We start from the raw sequence: 18,258 nt of genomic DNA, 5'->3' as shown, positions 1-18,258 counted from the left end.
GGGCTAGCGCCAGGTGCCGACGCCGATGACGGGTCCGGCCTCAAGCCAGGATGACAACCCTGTGTAGGCATCGAATCGCATGGCCAGGAGGACCTGCTGGCCCTCGTAGCGGAGCTCCACGATGACGGCGTCGGGCTGGACCTTGAGGAGCTCGGATTCGGTCGGCTTGCGCCGGCCAAGCAGCTCCAGCGAACTGCGCCGGAAGGTGTGCTTGGGGCGGACGCTGAGTGAGACCAGGCGGAACCATTCGAGGTCGTTGTCCTGATAACGACAAACCCCCATCTGCCAGCTGTTTCCAGCCGTGCAGATGGAGGCGTCCACCGTGCCCAGGGCGCGCCGCAGATTGAAGCGGCGCACCCCCGAAAGGCACAGTGCAAATACCAGCAACCCAAACGCAGTTGCCAGGACGATGAACGGCAAACCAATATCGTTCATCAAGGTCGTGCTAGCGGATCCCCGCAGTAGCCGCTTCGCCCATTTGGGCGTTGTCAGCAACAATGACCACCCTGTTGTTGTCGACAGAGAAGAATCCCCCGTCAACAACTACAGCGATGCGGTCACCGGATACCGGCTCGATTGCCAGTTCACCTTCGGCCAGAATCGCCAGCAGGGGCGAGTGGCCGGGCAGGATTCCGATTTCACCATCGCTGGTGCGGGCCTTGACCATCTTGGCCGCTCCGGACCACACAAAGTGGTCCGCTGCGACAATCTCAACCTCAAGCTCAGCCATATTACTTGGTCTGTTCCTGGATCTTGGCCCACTGGCGCTCGACGTCGTCCAAGCCACCGACGTTGAAGAACGCCTGCTCTGCAACGTGGTCAAGGTCGCCGTCGCAGATAGCGGTGAAGCCTTCCACAGTGTCCTTGATGGACACGGTGGAGCCCTCGACGCCGGTGAACTGCTTGGCGGTGTAGGTGTTCTGCGAGAGGAACTGCTGGATGCGGCGTGCACGGGACACGACGATCTTGTCTTCTTCAGAGAGTTCGTCAACGCCAAGGATGGCGATGATGTCCTGAAGTTCCTTGTTCTTCTGCAGGATCTGCTTGACGCGGACGGCCGTGTTGTAGTGGTCGTGGCCGATGTACTGCGGATCCAGGATGCGTGAGGTCGACGTCAGCGGGTCAACGGCCGGGTACAGACCACGGGAAGCGATTTCACGGGAAAGTTCCGTGGTCGCGTCGAGGTGTGCGAAGGTCGTGGCCGGAGCCGGGTCGGTGTAGTCATCTGCGGGAACGTAGATGGCCTGCATCGAGGTGATGGAGTGGCCCTTGGTGGACGTGATGCGCTCCTGGAGGAGGCCCATCTCGTCAGCCAGGTTGGGCTGGTAGCCCACGGCCGACGGCATGCGGCCGAGGAGGGTGGAAACCTCGGAGCCTGCCTGGGTGAAGCGGAAGATGTTGTCGATGAAGAGCAGCACGTCCTGGTTCTGCACATCGCGGAAGTACTCCGCCATGGTCAGGGCGGACAGTGCAACGCGCAGACGCGTTCCCGGCGGCTCGTCCATCTGGCCGAACACAAGGGCGGTGTCCTTGAGGACGCCGGCCTCTTCCATTTCGACCCAGAGGTCGTTACCTTCACGGGTACGCTCGCCGACACCGGCGAACACCGAGGTGCCGCCGAAGTTGCGGGCAACACGGGTGATCATTTCCTGGATCAGCACGGTCTTGCCGACTCCGGCACCACCGAACAGGCCGATCTTGCCACCCTTGATGTACGGGGTGAGGAGGTCGATCACCTTGATGCCGGTTTCCAGCATCTCGGTGGAGCCTTCCAGGGTCGCGAAGGCCGGAGCCTTGCGGTGGATAGGCCAGCGTTCGCTGATCTGGAGTTCGGACTCGGCAACGTCGAGGGGCTGGCCCAGCACGTTGAAGATGTGGCCCTTGACGCCGTCGCCCACGGGCACGGAGATCGGGGCACCGGTGTCCACCACGTTGGTACCGCGGACAAGTCCGTCGGTGGCCTGGAGGGAGATGGCACGGATCAGGTTGTCACCCAGGTGCAGGGCAACCTCGAACGTGATGGTTCGGGTCTCACCGTTGAGAGTGATCTCGGTGGTGAGTGCGTTGTAAATCGAGGGGATTGCGTCAGCCGGGAATTCGACGTCGACAACCGGGCCAATAACACGTGCAATACGACCGGTAGCACCGGACGTTGCGGCTACGTGATCGGTAGCAGTGGCAGTCATCTCTCTCACTTCACTCAGTAGATGGCGTGGGGTTAAGTTTATCTTTTGGTGCAGGTACAGCTGGATCCGGGCTCGTGCTGGCTAGGACGCGGACAACGCGTCGGCACCGGCAACGATTTCGGAAAGCTCCTGCGTAATTTCAGCCTGACGGGCAGTGTTGCGCAGACGCGTGTACTTCTTGATGAGATCCGTCGCGTTGTCGCCGGCGGACTTCATCGCACGCTGGCGGGCTGCGAGCTCGGAAGCTGCTGCCTGCAACATGGCGGCGAAGATACGTGATTCGATGTAGCGCGGCAGCAGGGCATCGAGAACCTGCTCCGTTTCCGGCTCGAATTCGTAGAGGGGCAGCAGGTCCGATTCGGACGCGGCTTTCTCTTCGACAACCTCGAGCGGCAGCAGACGGACGACCGTCGGCTCCTGGGTCACCATCGACTTGAAGCGGGTGTAGACGACGTGGATTTCGTCGACGCCGCCCTCTTCGTAGGCGTTAGCGAATTCGGCCAGCAGTGCTTCACTGACTTCGCGCGCGGTCGCAAACTCCGGTGCATCCGTGTTGCCGGTCCATACGCGAGCGTATTCACGGTTCCGGAAGTCGAAGTACGCCTGCGCCTTGCGGCCGACCAGGAACGTCTTGACTTCCTTGCCTTCCCCGTGGAGCAGCTCGTTGAGGCCTTCGGCCTGCTTGAGGACACTCGCCGAGTAAGATCCCGCGAGGCCACGGTCCGAGGTGATGACCAGGACGGCGGCCCGGCGGATCTGCGCCGGCTCGGTGACCAGGGGGTGGTCGATTTCGCTCTGGCTTGCGACAGCAGAAACGGCACGCGTGATCGCGTTCGCGTAAGGCAGTGAAGCTGCTACGCGTGCGCGGGCCTTGCCGATGCGCGAGGTAGCGATCAGTTCCATCGCCTTGAAGATCTTGCGCATCGACGTCGTCGAGCTGATCTTCTGGCGGTAGACCCGGATCTGGGCTCCCATACTTATCCTTTCCTAAGATCCCGATGGCCGGGACTGCCGGAACCCGTGCGGGTCCCGGCAGTCCCTGCCAGCGAAACTAGCGCTTCTGCTTGACGATTTTTTCCTGGTCGACCTGATCCTCGCCGATGGGGGCGTGCTCCTCGTGCCCCGCACCGACCAGGAGGTTGTCTCCCTCGCCGAAGAAGCCCTTCTTGAAGTCCACGATTGCGGTCTTCAGTGCTTCAGCGGTGTCATCGTCCATGACGTTGGTCTGGGCCAGCGTTGTCAGGATGGAGGACTTGTGCTTGAGGTGCTCCAGGAACTCGGTCTCGAAGCGGTTGATGTCTTCAACCGGAACCTCGTCCAGGTGGCCGTTGGTGCCGGCCCAGATGGAGACGACCTGGTTCTCGACCGGGAACGGCGAGTACTGGCCCTGCTTGAGCAGCTCCATCAGGCGTGCACCGCGGGTCAGCTGCTGGCGCGATGCGGCGTCCAGGTCCGAGGCAAACATGGCGAAGGCCTGCATGTCGCGGTACTGGGCCAGTTCCAGCTTCAAGGTACCGGAGACCTTCTTCATGGACTTGACCTGGGCGGCGCCACCAACACGGGAGACGGACACACCGACGTCAACAGCGGGGCGCTGGTTGGCGTTGAAGAGGTCCGACTGCAGGAAGATCTGGCCATCGGTGATGGAGATCACGTTGGTCGGGATGTAGGCGGAAACGTCGTTTGCCTTGGTCTCGATCAGCGGCAGACCGGTCATCGAGCCTGCACCGAGCTCGTCGGAGAGCTTGGCACAACGCTCCAGCAGACGGGAGTGCAAGTAGAAGACGTCGCCCGGGTAGGCTTCGCGTCCCGGCGGGCGGCGGAGCAGCAGTGACACTGCACGGTAGGCCTCGGCCTGCTTGGACAGGTCATCGAACACGATGAGGACGTGCTTGCCGCCGTACATCCAGTGCTGGCCGATGGCCGAGCCGGCGTACGGTGCCAGGTACTTGAAGCCTGCGGGGTCGGACGCCGGGGAAGCCACGATCGTGGTGTATTCCAGGGCGCCGTTGTCCTCGAGGGTCTGGCGGACGGCTGCGATCGTGGATGCCTTCTGGCCGATCGCCACGTAGATGCAGCGCACCTGCTTCTTCACGTCGCCGGAAGCCCAGTTGGCCTTCTGGTTGATGATCGTGTCGATGGCAATGGCGGACTTGCCGGTCTGGCGGTCACCGATGATCAGCTGGCGCTGGCCGCGGCCGATCGGGATCATGGCGTCGATAGCCTTGAGTCCGGTCTGCATCGGCTCGTGGACCGACTTACGCTGGGTCACGCCGGGTGCCTGGAGTTCCAGGGCACGGGTGGTCTCGGCCTTGATCTCGCCGAGGTCATCGATGGGCTGGCCCAGCGGGTCAACCACGCGGCCGAGGAAGGCGTCGCCAACCGGCACGGACAGAACCTGCCCGGTGCGGTGGACTTCCTGGCCTTCTTCGATTCCGGTGAAGTCACCGAGGATGATGACGCCGATCTCGCGGACGTCGAGGTTCTGGGCCAGGCCCAGCGTGCCGTCTTCGAAGCGAAGCAGCTCGTTCGCCATGACCGAGGGAAGGCCCTCAACACGGGCGATGCCGTCACCTGCGGTTGTTACACGGCCGACCTCTACGCGCTCTGCGTTTCCGGGTTCGTAGGACGCCGCGAACTCGTTCAACGCATTACGGACGTCGTCGGCGTTGATGGTCAATTCGGCCATCTGCAGTCCCTGCTCTCCTGTTTTCGTGATCATCGTTGCTCACGATGACCGGGGTTTCTTGTCGTTAGGTTGTGCTTGTCCGGCTAGCCGGCAAGCTGACGCTGGAGCTGGCCCAGGCGGCCGGCGACCGAAGCGTCAACCACTTCGTCACCTACCTGGATCCGGATGCCACCGATCAGTGCCGGGTCAACATTCATGTTGATCTTGAGCTCGCGCCCGTAAAGGGCGTTCAGCCCCGCCTGCAGGCGGCTGATCTGCGTCTCCGTCAGCGGACGGGTGACGTCGACCGTTGCAATCCAGCGCTGCTGGCGCTTGGCGGCAAGCTCGGCGAAACGGCGGACCAGCCTGGTGACCTTAAGCCCGCGCGGAGCCGTGACGGCCTGCCCGATCAGGACTTTCGCGTCCTCGCTCGCACCGGGTACGAGTTTGTCGGCGAGGGACACCTTGGCGGCCGGGCTGGCCTGCGGCTCGGACAGAGCACGCTGGACCTCGTGGCTGGACTCAACGGCCTGGTTGAAGGAGAACAGATCGTTCTCCAGCGATTCCAGTCCGCTGAGCCCGGAGGCAGAGACGGCCGACTTGTTCTCGGCAACAGCGATGACCACCGAAGCGGCAAGAGTCTCGAGTGCATCGCCGATATCCCGTGCCGATGCCCAGCGGGAGCTGGCCAGTCCGGCTGCGATTTCAACAGCGTCAGCGGATACTTTCCCGCCGAAGAGCTGCTTGACCAGCGCCGACTTTTCGTCACCGCTGCGGGACGGGTCAGTCAAAGCACGGCGCAAGCCGGCCGAGCTGTCCACGGTTCCCAGGATTCCGAAGAGTTCCTTTGCCAACTGCAGCGACGCGGTGGGAAGCTTGGCCTCCAGTGCCGCCAGCGCAGCGGCCAGCGATTCGCTCGATACACCTGCCATTACTTAGCTACACCCGCGTTCTGGTTCTCCAGATCTGCCAGGAAGCGGTCCACCACTCGGGCCGACCGTGCATCGTCGCTCAGTGCCTCGCCGACGATGCGGCTCGCCAGCGTCGTGGCCAGCGTGCCGACCTCCGCGCGGAGCGACACAACGGCCGCCTGGCGCTCGGATTCGATCTGCGTGTGGGCCTGCGCGGTGATGCGGGCAGACTCGGCAGCCGCCTTCTCCTTCAGCTCTGCAAGGATCTGGGCGCCTTCGGCGCGTGCTTCCTCGCGGATGCGGTTGGCTTCGGTGCGGGCTTCCGTGAGCTGCGCCTTGTACTCTTCGAGCGCTGCGGAGGCCTCGGCCTGGGCCTTTTCGGCCTTGGCGATACCGCCCTCGATGGCTTCGGCCCGCTCTGCGAAGGTCTTCTCGAACATCGGGACAACGTACTTGACCACGATGAACAAGAGGAGCGCAAAGCCGGCGAAGACGACAAGCATTTCCCAAGGATTGGGAACGAGGGGGTTAGTACCGCCTTCGGTGGCGGCTGAGATGATCGCTTGATTCATATTTCACCCGTCCTTATCTACTCGGTTCTGGATGTTCGGTTGTTCTGTTTACTTAAGAACGAACGCGAAGACCAGGCCAAGGATGGCGAGGGCTTCAGTCAGCGCGAGGCCGAGGAATGCGATCGGCTGCAGGACGCGCTGGGCTTCCGGCTGACGTGCCACACCGTTGATGTAAGCGGCGAACACGAGACCCACACCGATACCACCGCCGATGGCGGAGAGGCCGTAGCCGATGAGGTTGAGGGAGCCGTTGATGGAGCCTTCCATTTTTCTTCCTTTCAAGATGCCACCCATGTGGCAGGTTGTTTGGGTTGCTTCATCCCCGTGAGGGGAAGACTATGTTGTGCCGGCTGGGGTTGGCCTTCTGGCGTGTGCGCCTGAAGGCCTTCGCCTAGTGGCTGTCGGCGTGCAGCGCGCCTTCGATGTAGATCGCGGTCAACAGCGTGAAGACGTAGGCCTGCAGCACCATGATCAGCGCTTCGAGCATGTACATGGCGATCGCACCGCCAAGGACGAGTACGGACGCGCCCTTGAGGAGGACGTTTTCCTGCATCACGAGGTATTCGATGCCCGCACCGGAGATCATGATGATCAGGTGGCCGGCCAGCATGGTGGCGAACAGACGGAGGCTGTGCGTGACCGGGCGGACCAGGAAGTTGGAGATGATCTCGATCGGTACGACGATCGGGAGAATGTAGAACGGCACACCGGACGGAACCGTGGCCAGCTTGAAGTACTTCAGGCCGCTCTTCCGGATGCCGACGGCGATCCAGGTGACGTACACGATCGCGGCGAGCACATAGGCACCGCCAACGTGCGAGAAGGTGGGAAGCTGGATCAGCGGGATTGCACCGTAGATGTTGTTCACGAGGATGAAGAAGAAAAGCGTGAACAGCAGCGGGACATACTTCATGAAGTCCCGGCCGCCGATAATGTCCTTGGCGATGCTGTTGCGGACGAAGCTATAGGCGGCCTCGCCAGCGAACTGCAGCTTGCCGGGAACCAGCTGCTGCTTCCGTGCAGCGATCACAAAGAATGTACCGATAATGACGACCGACAGGATTACCAGCAGCATCTGCTTGGAAAATCCGTCGGCAGCACCCCAGGGGATGATAGCCGGCAGGTGAAGTTCTTCAATTCCAGGAGGCGTGAAGGTTCCTGAATCTTGGGCCGGGAGCGCAAGCGCGATCAACGCGTTTCCTCTCTGCAGTGTCCATCATTGGGCGTTGGGCGGGGACCGGCGACATTGGTGCCCGCCTCTCCCCCTGTGAAATTATTTGGCATTACTGTTCCTCGTCCTGGGACGGGCCACGTGCAGCAGTGCCGTCATCAGCTGAAGTTCTGTTACTGGTGAGGCCGTGCATATGAGAAAGATAGAACCCTCCCGCAGCTCCAAGCAGAGCGCCTGCGAGCACAATCCAGCGGGTTCCCCACAGATTATCCAGTCCCCACCCTATCAAACTCCAGACGATGATTCCGCCAACAATGTAGCTGAAGACGGCGATTCCGGCGTTGTATCCGCCGTCGCTTCCGTCGGTCGATACACCGGGGGCACCGGACGTAGTTTTGGGTGATTTGGCTGGCTGGTTTTCTGGTCCGGTACGTGGTCCGGCAACTGGCCTGCGGCCGGATTTGCGGCTAAACATCGGTGCCGCCTTTTCGCGTTTCGGGATCGTTGTAAATCTGGAGCCTGGCCTTGCTGAAACCGTAAATTTCGGCTGCCTGCCAGAACACGACGGTGACGACGGCGCCGATCAGGAACCAGCGGCCGTGCAGCCAGGCCGGGGCCCCGATGACGAAGAGGACCACGGCGAAGCCGACAACCTTGACGAAGTACGTCGCGACGAACAGTCCGATCGCTCCCGAGGGGTTGTTGCGGCCGACGAAGTGGCCCACCGCGAGGCTGATGGCAAAGAAGGCCATCACCAGCGCGCCGCCGAACAGGGCGGACCAGAACCCCACGGCGCCGTTAAAGATGAAGGCGGCCGTGCCGGTCAGCACCAGTGCTGCGGCGGAGGCCGCGGAACTCATTGCCAGCAGCCTGAGCCACAGGGATTTTGTGGGGCCGGAGACGCCAACGGGTCCGTTGCCGGAAGCGGGTTCCGGTTCGGCGTTGGAGGTCATCAGATCCCAATCGTCGCTGGCGTATTGCTGGTCAAGGCAGGCGGCGAAGTACCGCCCCTGAATTCTACATTAGATAGAAATTATTCGGAAAAGCGCGTCGGAGCGGGTTCCCCGGGCATGCCGGTCAGGCTATTCGGGAGTGCGGGCCATCTGCCTCGGCCCGCGCTGGCGCAGGTACGGCCAGGCAGTCGCCACGGCCATGATTGCCGCGGCGGCCAGATCAACGGCGAGGACTATGTGCCAGGGGAAGATCGCGAAAGCGAGGCCGCCGAAGGCAAGGATGCAGGTCCACAAGTACATCAGCACGACGGCGCCGCGGTGCGAGTATCCGATGTCCAGGAGTTTGTGGTGCAGGTGTCCGCGGTCCGCCGACCACGGCGACCGGCCCAGCGCTGTCCGCCGCACCACCGCCAGGCACAGGTCCAGCAGCGGCAGGAACAGCACCGCGAACGGCAACAGGATGGGGATGATCGTGGGGATGCCGTTGGCCCGGTCGTAGAGGCCCGAGCTGATCTGGCCGGTCGAGACGACGCCGGCCGAGGCCATCAGCAGGCCAATCAGCATGGCCCCGGAATCGCCCATGAAGATTTTGGAGGGGAACCAGTTGTGCGGCAGGAAGCCGACGCAGCTGCCGACCACGACGGCGGTCAGCAGGGTGGCGAGGTCCGAACGGTCCAGCAGGACGGCCGTGCGGTGGACCCAGTAGGCCGTGAGGAAGAACGCCGCTCCGCCGATGATCGCCACGCCCGCGGCGAGCCCGTCCAGTCCGTCGATGAAATTGAACGCATTCATGGTGGTGACGATCAGCCCGGCCGTCAGCACAATGCTCACGGCCTCGTTCTGGATCACGATCGGCTCGGGAATGAACGGGATGATCGTCATCCGGACCCCCCAGGTGGCCACGACCAGTGCCGCGGCGCTTTGGCCGATCAGCTTGACCCACCACCTCAGATCCAGCAGGTCGTCCGCCACGCCGACAACGACGATCACCGCGGCCCCGGCCAGGATTCCCCATGGCGCCGTGTTGTTCCGGAAGATGTCCTTGACGAAGAACGAATTGCTCGCCGTGACCAGGGCAACCAGCACGCCCGCGAAGATGCCGAGGCCGCCGAGCCGGGAGATCGGGGTGGAATGCATGTCGCGGCTGCGGATCGGGGAATACAGCTCCAGCTTGTTGCCCGCGAGCCGGGCACCCCATGTCGCCGCGTAGGTCACGATCGCTGCCGTCAGCATCATGAGCAGGTACATGATCACGGGACGACCACCAGCCAAACGCCGTCAGTACCGTCAGCACAGGCACCGCACGCCGGCACGTCCCGCAGCACCGGACGCGCCGGTGAGCTGCGGAAATGGGGTGGATTCGATTGCGGTGGAACTGTCTTTCGAAAAATGAAACTTCTCCGTCGCCGTGCGCAGGGCAGGCAGTGCGTAGTGCCTGACAGGGCTGTATTACAGTGGACTCTAGTCAAGATACTAATGCCAACGGCCACCTGTCTTCGCGTCACACGGCCCTCTGCCGGCGGGAAAACCACTGACGGTCGTGCTGAAAGGACCCCGCGATGACCCCCTCGGTTGCAGTCGCTGCCGTGACGTTTGACCGTCCCAGGGAGCTGGCGGTCCTGATGGACGCCATCAACAACCAGACCGCTCCAGTACAGTCCATTTGCCTCGTCGACAGTGGCACCGTGCCGTCGACGGACGTTGCCGGCCAGCACGCCAACGTGGACTATGTCCGGTCCGAGGCAAACCTTGGCGGCGCCGGCGGATTCTCGTTGGCCATCCTCAAGGCCGTGGCCAGCGGGGCTGACTGGATCTGGATGATGGACGACGACGCCGAGCCGGCAGATCCCGACTGCCTTGCCACGTTGCTCCGTGAGGCCCAGGAACGTGGTCTGGACGCCGTCGTGCCCCTCGTGGTGGCCCCCGGCCACCCGGACCAGCTGTCCTTTTTCTTCCGGCTGGGCGGCAAGGTCACGCATGAGCGCGCGGAGGTGGAAAAGGTCGGATTCCTGCCCGACGACGGGCACTTCTTCAACGGCGCCCTGATCCGTTCCGATGTCTTCTTCAAAGTCGGCCTGCCGGACATGCGCCTTTTCATCCGTGGCGACGAGGTGGACTTCACGCTCAGGCTCAGGAAGGCCGGGATCCGCTTCGGCACGGTGACCACCGCCGCCATCACGCACCCGCACGCCTTCGCTGAGACCAAGCACGTCTTCGGTGCGCGGTGGCACGTGATCGTTCCGGATTCCGCCTTCAAGCGCTACTTCTACTACCGGAACCGCGGGTACATGATCCGCCGCCACTTCCGGGTCAAGTCCTTCATCGCGGATGTGGGCGGCTACCTCGGCTACTTCCTGCGCAGCGGCGACTTCCGCGGGCTCGCTGACTGGTTCCGCGCGTTTTCTGCCGGGCTCCGCGGCAAGGGCTTCGGCCCGCTGGAGGACCAGAAGTTCTGACCGTGGTCCTCCGCCGGCAGCCCCGCCGGCAGCCTAGGGCTGCCGGCGCAGGCGCCGGCGGAGCAGCAGGCCCAGCAGCACCCAGGGTTCGCCGAACACCCGGTAGGCTACCCGCTGCGGGTGGAGCATGAGCCGCCAGGCCCATTCGAGTCCGAGCCGGCCGATCCAGCGCGGCGCCAGTTTCTGCACACCGGCAATCTGTTCGATGGCGCCGCCGACGGTGCAGTAGACCGCAGGCGGAAGCGCGGCAAGCCGGCGGGCCATGACCTGCTCCTGCAGCGGCATCCCGAGGCCCAGCAGCACAAGCTGCGGGCGCAGCCGGTTCAGCCATTCGACCGCGGCTTCCTCAACTTCCTTGTTCCAGCCTTCGCCGGGCATGCCGTCGACCCGCGCCCCGGGGACGATCTCCCGCAGCCTGGCCACGGCACCGGCGTTGGCCACGGCGCCTGCACCGATGACCGCAATGCGCTCCAGTCCCGCGACATTGCCGAGCGCGGGAATCCAGTCGGTCGACCCCAGCCGGTAGTCCATCACCGGTTCCCTGCCGTCGTCCTCTTCGCCGGTCTTCGCCCAGAGCCAGAGCACCGGTGCGCCGTCGATCAGGACCACGTCGCTGCGCTCATAGAAAGAGCGGAAGGCAGGATCGGAGTGCAGCAGCGTCACGCTGTGCAGGTTGTGCCCCACCACGATCCGGGTCTTGCCCTCGGCCATGAAGGTGCTGAGGACCGCGGTCAGCTCGGACACCGTCACGGGGGTCGCTTCGACGTCGAGGAAAGGGACGCGCTGACGCTCCAGCGTCATGCGGAACCGGGCTCCGGGGCAGCGTCGCCCGGCGCAGCGGCGGACTCTGCGGCGGCGGACTCTGCGGCGGCGGACTTTGCGGCGGGCTCCGGAGCGTCCGCAGCATCGGGGGCGTTGCCGTCGATGTCCAGGACGCCGGGCACCACGCCGCGCAGGCGGTCGAGGCTGATGGCTCCCTGCCGGACGACGCGCAAGGGCAGCGCCGTCGCGTCGACGATGGTCGAGGCGAGGGCTTCGGCGCCGTCGGCGGGCCGGGGTCCGCCCTCAAGGTAGACCTCCACGGATTCCGCCAGCTGGGCTTCGGCGTCCGCGGCGGTCTGCGCCGCGGCGTGCCCGGTGCGGTTAGCGGAGGACACCGCGAGGGGTCCGGTGAGCGTCAGCAGGTCCTGGGCGATCTCGTCGGCCGGGATCCGCAGGGCGACCGTGCCCTTGGTCTCGCCGAGATCCCAGTCCAAGGACGGCTGGGCATGCAGGATCAGGGTCAGGCCGCCGGGCCAGAACGCCTCGGCCAGCTGCCGCGCCTCGGCCGGAACGTCCGTGGCCAGGCCATCGAGGGCGTTCAGCCTGGGGATCAGCACGGGCGGCGGCATCTTCCGGCTCCGGCCTTTGGACGCGAGCAGCAGGGTCACGGCAAGGGGTGAAAAGGCGTCGGCGGCAATCCCGTAGACCGTGTCCGTGGGAAAGACCACGCACTTGTTCTCCCGGATGGCCCGTTGGGCGTGCTCAAGTCCCGCAGCGCGCTGCTCGGCCGCCGTGCAATCGTAGCTAGTCGTCACTGGCCTATTCTTTCATCACTTGTCACACGATTTTTCGCGGCCGTAGGCCCTGACGGTGCCAGGACGGCGCTGGTGGCGCGGTCCTTGCCGTTGAGGTCACGGTGCGTTGTCACCTCGGCGAACACCCCGGCGCGTTTGAGCATCGCGGCGATCCATTCCGACTGGACCTCGGCGTGCTCCATCACGAAGTAGCCGCCGGGAACCAGCAGGCGGGCAGCCGAGGCGGCCGCCGCCGTCGGAAGTTCCATCCCGTCCGCTCCCCCGCCGTAGAGCGCCTCGGGCGGGTCGTGCAGCGCCACTTCGGGTTCGTTCGGGATCGCTTCGGCGGGGATGTAGGGCGGGTTGGAGACGACGACGTCGAACGTGCCGTTGTGTTCGGCCAGCGCGTCGCGCAGGTCGCCGCGGATGAGGTGGACGCCCAGGGGAGCCAAGTTTTTCGCCGCCCACGCGTGCGCGAATTCGCTGAACTCGACCGCATGGACTTCCGCGCCGGGAACCTCATGGGCGATCGAGCCTGCAATGGCACCGGACCCGGTGCCCAGGTCCACGACCTTGGGGTGCGCCAGGCCGTCCAGTTGTTTCCTAGCGCTGAGCCAGTCCAGGACCAGCTGCACCACGGATTCGGTCTCCGGCCGCGGGATGAACACACCGGGACCGACGGCGAGTTCGAGGTAGCGGAAGTGCGCCACGCCCGTTATGTGCTGCAGCGGGATCCGCTGCGCCCGTTCGGCGACCAGGTCGGCGTAGCCTTCCGGCGCCGGCGCGTCCCCGAGCATCAGCGCGCGCAGCCGGCCCAGTCCGATGCCGAGCAGGTGCTCGGCCAGGAGCTCGGCGTCCACGCGCGGGCTGGGCACGCCGGCCGCCGCGAGGACCGCCGTCGCCTCGCTGACGGCCTCCGCGAGGCTCGGACCATCACCTGCAGTCATCACCAGTGACCCGCGCCTATTCGCCGATGGCGTCGAGCCGGGACTGCTCGTCCAATTCGATGGCCGACTGGATCACCGGTTCCAGGTCGCCGTTCATGACCTGGTCCAGGTTGTAGGCCTTGTAACCGGTGCGGTGGTCCGCAATCCGGTTTTCCGGGTAGTTATAGGTACGGATGCGCTCGGAGCGGTCCATGGTGCGGATCTGCGACTTGCGCTGCGCCGAGTTTTCGGCGTCGATCAGCTCCTGCTGGTGCGCCAGGATGCGGGCACGCAGCACGCGCATGCCGGCCTCACGGTTCTGCAGCTGCGATTTTTCGTTCTGCATGGCGACGACGATTCCGGTGGGAAGGTGCGTGATGCGCACTGCGGAGTCGGTGGTGTTGACCGACTGCCCGCCGGGACCGGAGGAGCGGTAGACGTCGATCTTGAGATCGTTCTGGTTGATCTCGAGCTCCTCGGGCTCGTCCACTTCGGGCAGCACCAGCACGCCGGCGGCCGAGGTGTGGATGCGGCCCTGGGATTCGGTGACGGGCACACGCTGGACCCGGTGCACGCCGCCTTCGAACTTGAGCCGGGCGTACACGCCTTCGGCCGGATCGTTCGAGCTGCCCTTGACGGCCATCTGGACGTCCTTGTACCCGCCGAGGTCCGACTCGGTGGCGGAGATGATCTCGGTCTTCCAGCCGCGGGATTCCGCGTAACGGCTGTACATCCGCAGCAGGTCCGCGGCGAAGAGGGCTGCCTCGTCGCCGCCTTCGCCGCCCTTGACCTCGAGGATCACGTTGCGGGAGTCGTCCGGGTCGCGCGGGATCAGCAGCCGGCGCAGCTTGGCCGCCGCCAGCTCCAGCGCGGCCTCCAGCTCGGGTACCTCGGCCGCAAACTCGGGGTCCTCGTCCGCCATTTCCTTGGCAGCGGCCAGGTCATCGCGGATGCCTTCCCAGCGGTGGTAGGCCTCCACAATGCCGTTCAACTGGGCAGAACGCCGCCCCAGCTTCCGGGCCAGCCGCTGGTCAGCGTAGACAGCAGGATCCCCCAGCTGAGCCTGGATAGAGTCGTGCTCATCCAACAGGCCCTGTACGGACTCAAACATTTTCAAACCTCTTTCGACTCTCTCAAGTCTAGTTACTGCAACGCGGGGTCACTTACCGCCCATTCCGGCGGCCCTGATGGGCCGTAGGTGACCCCGCGTTGCTCCGGCCAGGGGGTGGTGAGTTAAACCAGAAGCCGCTCAAAATATGCCGGCCAGGGAGTGGCTTCGGGCCTGCCGGAGCCGGGTGGCTAACGATCGCAGATCGTTGGCCACCCGGCGGAGGGGCGGGGCCGGCATATTTTGAGCGGCGAAAGCCAGCTACTTGTCGTTATCGGACTTCGCACCAAGCGTCGTCTTCTGCACCTGCATGAGGAACTCGACGTTGCTCTGGGTCTCCCGGATCTTGTTGGTCAGCAGCTCAAGGCTCTGCTGCGTTTCGAGTCCGGACAGGACGCGGCGCAGCTTCCACATGATCTTGACTTCCTCGGGGGAAAGCAGGTTTTCCTCACGGCGGGTACCGGACGCGTTGACGTCCACGGCCGGGAAGATGCGCTTGTCCGCGAGCTGGCGGGACAGGCGCAGTTCCATGTTGCCGGTGCCCTTGAACTCTTCGAAGATGACCTCGTCCATCTTGGAACCGGTCTCGACGAGCGCGGTGGCCAGGATGGTCAGCGAGCCGCCGTTTTCGATGTTGCGGGCTGCACCGAAGAAGCGCTTCGGCGGGTACAGCGCTGCGGAGTCCACACCACCGGACAGGATGCGGCCGGAGGCCGGTGCTGCCAGGTTGTAGGCACGGCCCAGGCGGGTCATGGAGTCCAGGAGCACCACAACGTCCATGCCCATTTCCACGAGGCGCTTGGCGCGCTCGATGGAAAGCTCGGCCACGGTGGTGTGGTCGTCGGCGGGACGGTCGAAGGTGGAGGCAATGACCTCACCCTTGACGGTGCGCTGCATGTCCGTGACTTCTTCGGGACGTTCGTCAACGAGCACCATCATGAGGTGGACCTCAGGATTGTTGGTGGTGATGGCGTTGGCGATGGACTGCAGGATGAGCGTCTTGCCGGCCTTCGGCGGCGAAACGATCAGACCGCGCTGGCCCTTGCCGATCGGGGCCACGAGGTCGATGACGCGCGGGCCGATCTTCTTCGGGTCCGTCTCGAGGCGCAGGCGTTCGGAGGGGTAGAGCGGGACGAGCTTCGCGAATTCGACGCGGTCCTTGAGCTCTTCCGGCGTCTTGCCGTTCACCGAGGTGACGCGGACCAGGGCGTTGAACTTCTGGCGGGCGGACTGCTGCTGATTCCCCTGCTGGGATTCGCCTTCGCGCGGTGCACGGATGGCGCCGACGACGGCGTCGCCCTTGCGCAGGTTGTACTTCTTGACCTGGGCGAGGGAGACGTAGACGTCGTTCGGGCCCGGCAGGTAACCGGAGGTGCGGATGAACGCGTAGTTCTCGAGCACGTCGAGGATACCGGCGACCGGCAGCAGGACATCGTCCTCGGTGACCTCGACGTCGTCGACGTCAGGTCCCTGCTGACGCCCGCGGCGGCGGTCGTTGCGGTCGCGGAAGCGGTCGTTGCGCGAGGAGTTGTCGCGGCTGTCCTGCTGGCCCTGGCGGTCACCGCGGTCGTTGCGGTCACGACGGTTGCGGCGGTTCCGGCGGCTTCCGCCGTCAGAATCATCGCTGTCGCGGGTGTTTTCGCGGGTGCTCTCGCGGGTGCCGGCCGAGTCGTCGCGGCCGCCACGGGTGCGGGTGTCACGGCGCTGGCCGTCTTCGCTGCCGGGCTCGCGCTGTTCGGTGCGCTGTTCACGCTGTTCGCGCTGTTCAGTGCGCTGTTCGCGCTGTTCAGTGCGCTGTTCGCGCTGTTCAGTGCGCTGTTCACGCTGTTCAATGGCGGGCTGTTCGGCCTGGGCCTCGACGGCGGTCTGGCCGGCCTCGGTGGCCTGGGCTGCGGCTTCGCCGCGGCGGCGGTTGCGGGTGCGCGGCTGCCTCGTGCGGTCGCTGCCTTCGGTCCCGGAAACGGCAGAACCGGATTCGGCAGTGGCGGAGGCGCCGGAGTCGGTGGAAACCGCGGGGGCTTCAGCCGGGGCGGCAGCGGGTGCCTCAACGACGGGCGCCGTGACGACTCCGTCGCTGCCTGCGCGGCGGCTGCGGCCACGGCGGGCGCGGGGGCTTTCCTGGGCGGGGGCGTCATCGGCGGCGGGCGCTGTTGCGGGCGCAGCTGCCGGGGCCGCTGCGTGGGACACAGTGCCGTTGTCGCTCGCCTTTTCGGCAGCGCGGGCCGGAGCCTTGCTTACCGGGGTGCCTGCGCGGTGGGCGGAAATGGCCGTGACCAGATCACCCTTGCGCATGCGGGAACCGCCGGAAATGCCCAGCTGGCTGGCGAGGGCCTGGAGCTGGGCGAGCTTAAGGCCTGCAAGGCCGCTGCTCTTGGCGGGTGCTGCCGTTGATTCGGCAGCAGAAGATGTATCCACAGCCGGAGACAGCTCAGTGGTTTCGGTCACGAAGGATCCTTCCCCCTCGACGGCGTCCAGGCTAAGAGCTGGACGCGGTGATTTGATCTGGGCTGCAGTTCAGATCTGCAGCCGGGATTTCGGCCTTGCCGGATGTATATCGGCCAGCAGGGCCGGATATTGCTTCACCATGCACGATCCGAGAAATGAGGAACGGCGGGCTGAGTTTCAGGGGGCAGATCAATTCTGCTGATTCCTGCGTCAGACCGAAAGCAGGTGGCACCGGAAAATATTGCGCAGTGAAAGATGAGAGAGGCTACGTGGCCAACATCGCGGTCTTACAACGGTTAAAAATTTACCGCCTGCGTATTTACCGCCGGTGCACTTCCACTTTAGCACCTTCAACGTCCACGGCCAGCTTCATCACGCGCCAGCCCACTTCCGGCGTGTTGCCCGCGGTGTGGGCGCCGATGAAGTCCACAACCTCACGGGCTTCCGCTTCGCCGTTGGCCAGGACCAGCACGGTGGGTCCGGCGCCGGATACGACGGCGGCGTGCCCTGCCCGGCGCAGCGCGCCGATCAGTTCCGCGCTGGGCCGCATGGCCTCGGCGCGGTAGCTCTGGTGCAGGTAGTCCTCGGTGCCGGGCAGCAGGAATTCCGGGTTCGTGGTCAGGGCATGGATCAGCAGGGCGGCGCGGCCGGAGTTCATGGCCGCGGCATGGTGGCCCACCGAGGCGGGCAAAAGGGCCCGGGCGGCCTCAGTGGAGAGCTCGTAGTCGGGCACAGCGACCACGGGGATCACCGAGGCGGCCACGGACGCGCACGTGCTGCTGTACTGGTCACTGTCCTGCCATGACAGCGCCAGTCCGCCGAAAATGGCGGGTGCAACGTTGTCCGGGTGGCCTTCAATTTCGCTTGTGAGCTGCAGGATCCAGTCGCGGCCACGCCGGGAGGCCTCCGGAACCAGGGCATTGGCGGCGCTGACGGCCGCCACCACGGCCGAGGCCGATGAGCCCAGGCCCCGTCCGTGCGGGTTGACGTTGTCCGCCGTGATCCGTAGGCCTTCGTGCCGGAACCCAAGGCGGTGCAGGGCCTCGGTCAGGGCCTTGACCACGAGGTGCGTCGCATCGCGGGGCAGGGACTCGGCACCCTCGCCGCTGAGCTCGAATTCAAGTTCACCGCTGGCCAGGGTTTCCACGGTCAGCGTGTCATGCAGCGAGAGGGCCAGGCCGAGGCTGTCGTACCCGGGGCCCAGGTTGGCGCTCGTGGCCGGGACACGCACGGTGACCAGCTGGCCCGCCGGAACAGCCGGGGAGCCGGCAGCTGATTCGGCCGGGACGGTGAGGGTTGTTTCCAA

At 64.9% G+C, this 18,258-nt stretch carries 18 protein-coding genes and 1 pseudogene; 1 reads left to right on the top strand and 18 read right to left on the bottom strand.

The window, feature by feature from the left end:
* Window positions 1-3 precede the first annotated feature (3 nt).
* The 12 genes and pseudogenes from AC1DKN_RS09145 to AC1DKN_RS09090 form a co-directional block, all read right to left on the bottom strand.
* Window positions 4-435, bottom strand: coding sequence for a DUF2550 domain-containing protein (locus tag AC1DKN_RS09145; RefSeq protein ID WP_223916017.1), 432 nt, complete (start codon window positions 433-435; stop codon window positions 4-6).
* A 10-nt stretch (window positions 436-445) separates the two neighbouring features.
* The gene (locus AC1DKN_RS09140) at window positions 446-730 is read right to left on the bottom strand and encodes a F0F1 ATP synthase subunit epsilon (protein WP_018775711.1); all 285 of its coding nucleotides are present in this window, start codon (window positions 728-730) and stop codon (window positions 446-448) included.
* 1 nt (window position 731) lies between these two features.
* Complete coding sequence (atpD, locus tag AC1DKN_RS09135) at window positions 732-2,186, bottom strand: F0F1 ATP synthase subunit beta (RefSeq protein WP_018775710.1); 1,455 nt, start codon at window positions 2,184-2,186, stop codon at window positions 732-734.
* Between the two features lie 81 nt (window positions 2,187-2,267).
* Entirely contained in the window at window positions 2,268-3,161 is an 894-nt protein-coding gene (locus tag AC1DKN_RS09130) for a F0F1 ATP synthase subunit gamma (RefSeq protein ID WP_028276063.1), read from the bottom strand.
* A 76-nt stretch (window positions 3,162-3,237) separates the two neighbouring features.
* Window positions 3,238-4,875, bottom strand: a complete 1,638-nt coding sequence (atpA, locus tag AC1DKN_RS09125; protein WP_026266817.1) for a F0F1 ATP synthase subunit alpha — start codon at window positions 4,873-4,875, stop codon at window positions 3,238-3,240.
* 83 nt (window positions 4,876-4,958) lie between these two features.
* Window positions 4,959-5,786, bottom strand: a complete 828-nt coding sequence (locus AC1DKN_RS09120) for a F0F1 ATP synthase subunit delta (RefSeq protein WP_230008751.1) — start codon at window positions 5,784-5,786, stop codon at window positions 4,959-4,961.
* The gene (locus AC1DKN_RS09115) at window positions 5,786-6,337 is read right to left on the bottom strand and encodes a F0F1 ATP synthase subunit B (RefSeq protein WP_223916021.1); all 552 of its coding nucleotides are present in this window, start codon (window positions 6,335-6,337) and stop codon (window positions 5,786-5,788) included. The genes AC1DKN_RS09120 and AC1DKN_RS09115 overlap by 1 nt, the downstream gene beginning before the upstream one ends.
* Before the next feature lie 48 nt (window positions 6,338-6,385).
* On the bottom strand, window positions 6,386-6,604 hold the full coding sequence (gene atpE, locus AC1DKN_RS09110) for an ATP synthase F0 subunit C (protein ID WP_003804776.1): 219 nt from the start codon (window positions 6,602-6,604) through the stop codon (window positions 6,386-6,388).
* Window positions 6,605-6,728: 124 nt separating this feature from the next.
* Window positions 6,729-7,529 carry a F0F1 ATP synthase subunit A gene (gene atpB / locus AC1DKN_RS09105; RefSeq protein ID WP_223916023.1) on the bottom strand — a complete coding sequence of 267 codons (801 nt, stop codon included), beginning with the start codon at window positions 7,527-7,529 and terminating at the stop codon, window positions 6,729-6,731.
* An 81-nt stretch (window positions 7,530-7,610) separates the two neighbouring features.
* Window positions 7,611-7,983 (bottom strand): annotated as a pseudogene (locus tag AC1DKN_RS09100) (hypothetical protein).
* The gene (locus AC1DKN_RS09095) at window positions 7,976-8,461 is read right to left on the bottom strand and encodes a hypothetical protein (RefSeq protein ID WP_476871077.1); all 486 of its coding nucleotides are present in this window, start codon (window positions 8,459-8,461) and stop codon (window positions 7,976-7,978) included. Before AC1DKN_RS09095 ends, AC1DKN_RS09100 begins: the two are co-directional and overlap by 8 nt.
* 129 nt (window positions 8,462-8,590) lie before the next feature.
* The gene (locus AC1DKN_RS09090; RefSeq protein WP_476848847.1) at window positions 8,591-9,715 is read right to left on the bottom strand and encodes an MraY family glycosyltransferase; all 1,125 of its coding nucleotides are present in this window, start codon (window positions 9,713-9,715) and stop codon (window positions 8,591-8,593) included.
* A gap of 305 nt (window positions 9,716-10,020) precedes the next feature.
* Here AC1DKN_RS09090 and AC1DKN_RS09085 point away from each other — a divergent pair, with 305 nt between their 5' ends.
* Entirely contained in the window at window positions 10,021-10,917 is an 897-nt protein-coding gene (locus tag AC1DKN_RS09085; protein ID WP_476857517.1) for a glycosyltransferase, read from the top strand.
* Between the two features lie 33 nt (window positions 10,918-10,950).
* Here AC1DKN_RS09085 and AC1DKN_RS09080 read toward each other — a convergent pair whose 3' ends face one another.
* The 6 genes from AC1DKN_RS09080 to thrB all read right to left on the bottom strand — a co-directional run bounded on the left by AC1DKN_RS09080 (window position 10,951) and on the right by thrB (window position 18,258).
* On the bottom strand, window positions 10,951-11,718 hold the full coding sequence (locus tag AC1DKN_RS09080; protein ID WP_223916033.1) for a WecB/TagA/CpsF family glycosyltransferase: 768 nt from the start codon (window positions 11,716-11,718) through the stop codon (window positions 10,951-10,953).
* Window positions 11,715-12,494, bottom strand: coding sequence for an L-threonylcarbamoyladenylate synthase (locus AC1DKN_RS09075; protein WP_476871076.1), 780 nt, complete (start codon window positions 12,492-12,494; stop codon window positions 11,715-11,717). Before AC1DKN_RS09075 ends, AC1DKN_RS09080 begins: the two co-directional genes overlap by 4 nt.
* A complete protein-coding gene (gene prmC / locus AC1DKN_RS09070; RefSeq protein ID WP_476871075.1) occupies window positions 12,491-13,420 on the bottom strand; it encodes a peptide chain release factor N(5)-glutamine methyltransferase in 930 nt (309 codons plus the stop codon). The genes AC1DKN_RS09075 and prmC overlap by 4 nt, the downstream gene beginning before the upstream one ends.
* A gap of 16 nt (window positions 13,421-13,436) precedes the next feature.
* Window positions 13,437-14,510 (bottom strand): peptide chain release factor 1, encoded by a 1,074-nt coding sequence (gene prfA, locus AC1DKN_RS09065; protein ID WP_079554478.1) that lies wholly within the window; start codon window positions 14,508-14,510, stop codon window positions 13,437-13,439.
* Window positions 14,511-14,768: 258 nt separating this feature from the next.
* Window positions 14,769-16,952, bottom strand: a complete 2,184-nt coding sequence (gene rho, locus AC1DKN_RS09060; protein ID WP_476871074.1) for a transcription termination factor Rho — start codon at window positions 16,950-16,952, stop codon at window positions 14,769-14,771.
* A gap of 319 nt (window positions 16,953-17,271) precedes the next feature.
* Complete coding sequence (gene thrB, locus AC1DKN_RS09055; protein ID WP_223916043.1) at window positions 17,272-18,258, bottom strand: homoserine kinase; 987 nt, start codon at window positions 18,256-18,258, stop codon at window positions 17,272-17,274.

Source organism: Arthrobacter sp. 01N444, from assembly GCF_056399305.1.
This window is presented reverse-complemented; position numbering and strand designations above follow the sequence as displayed.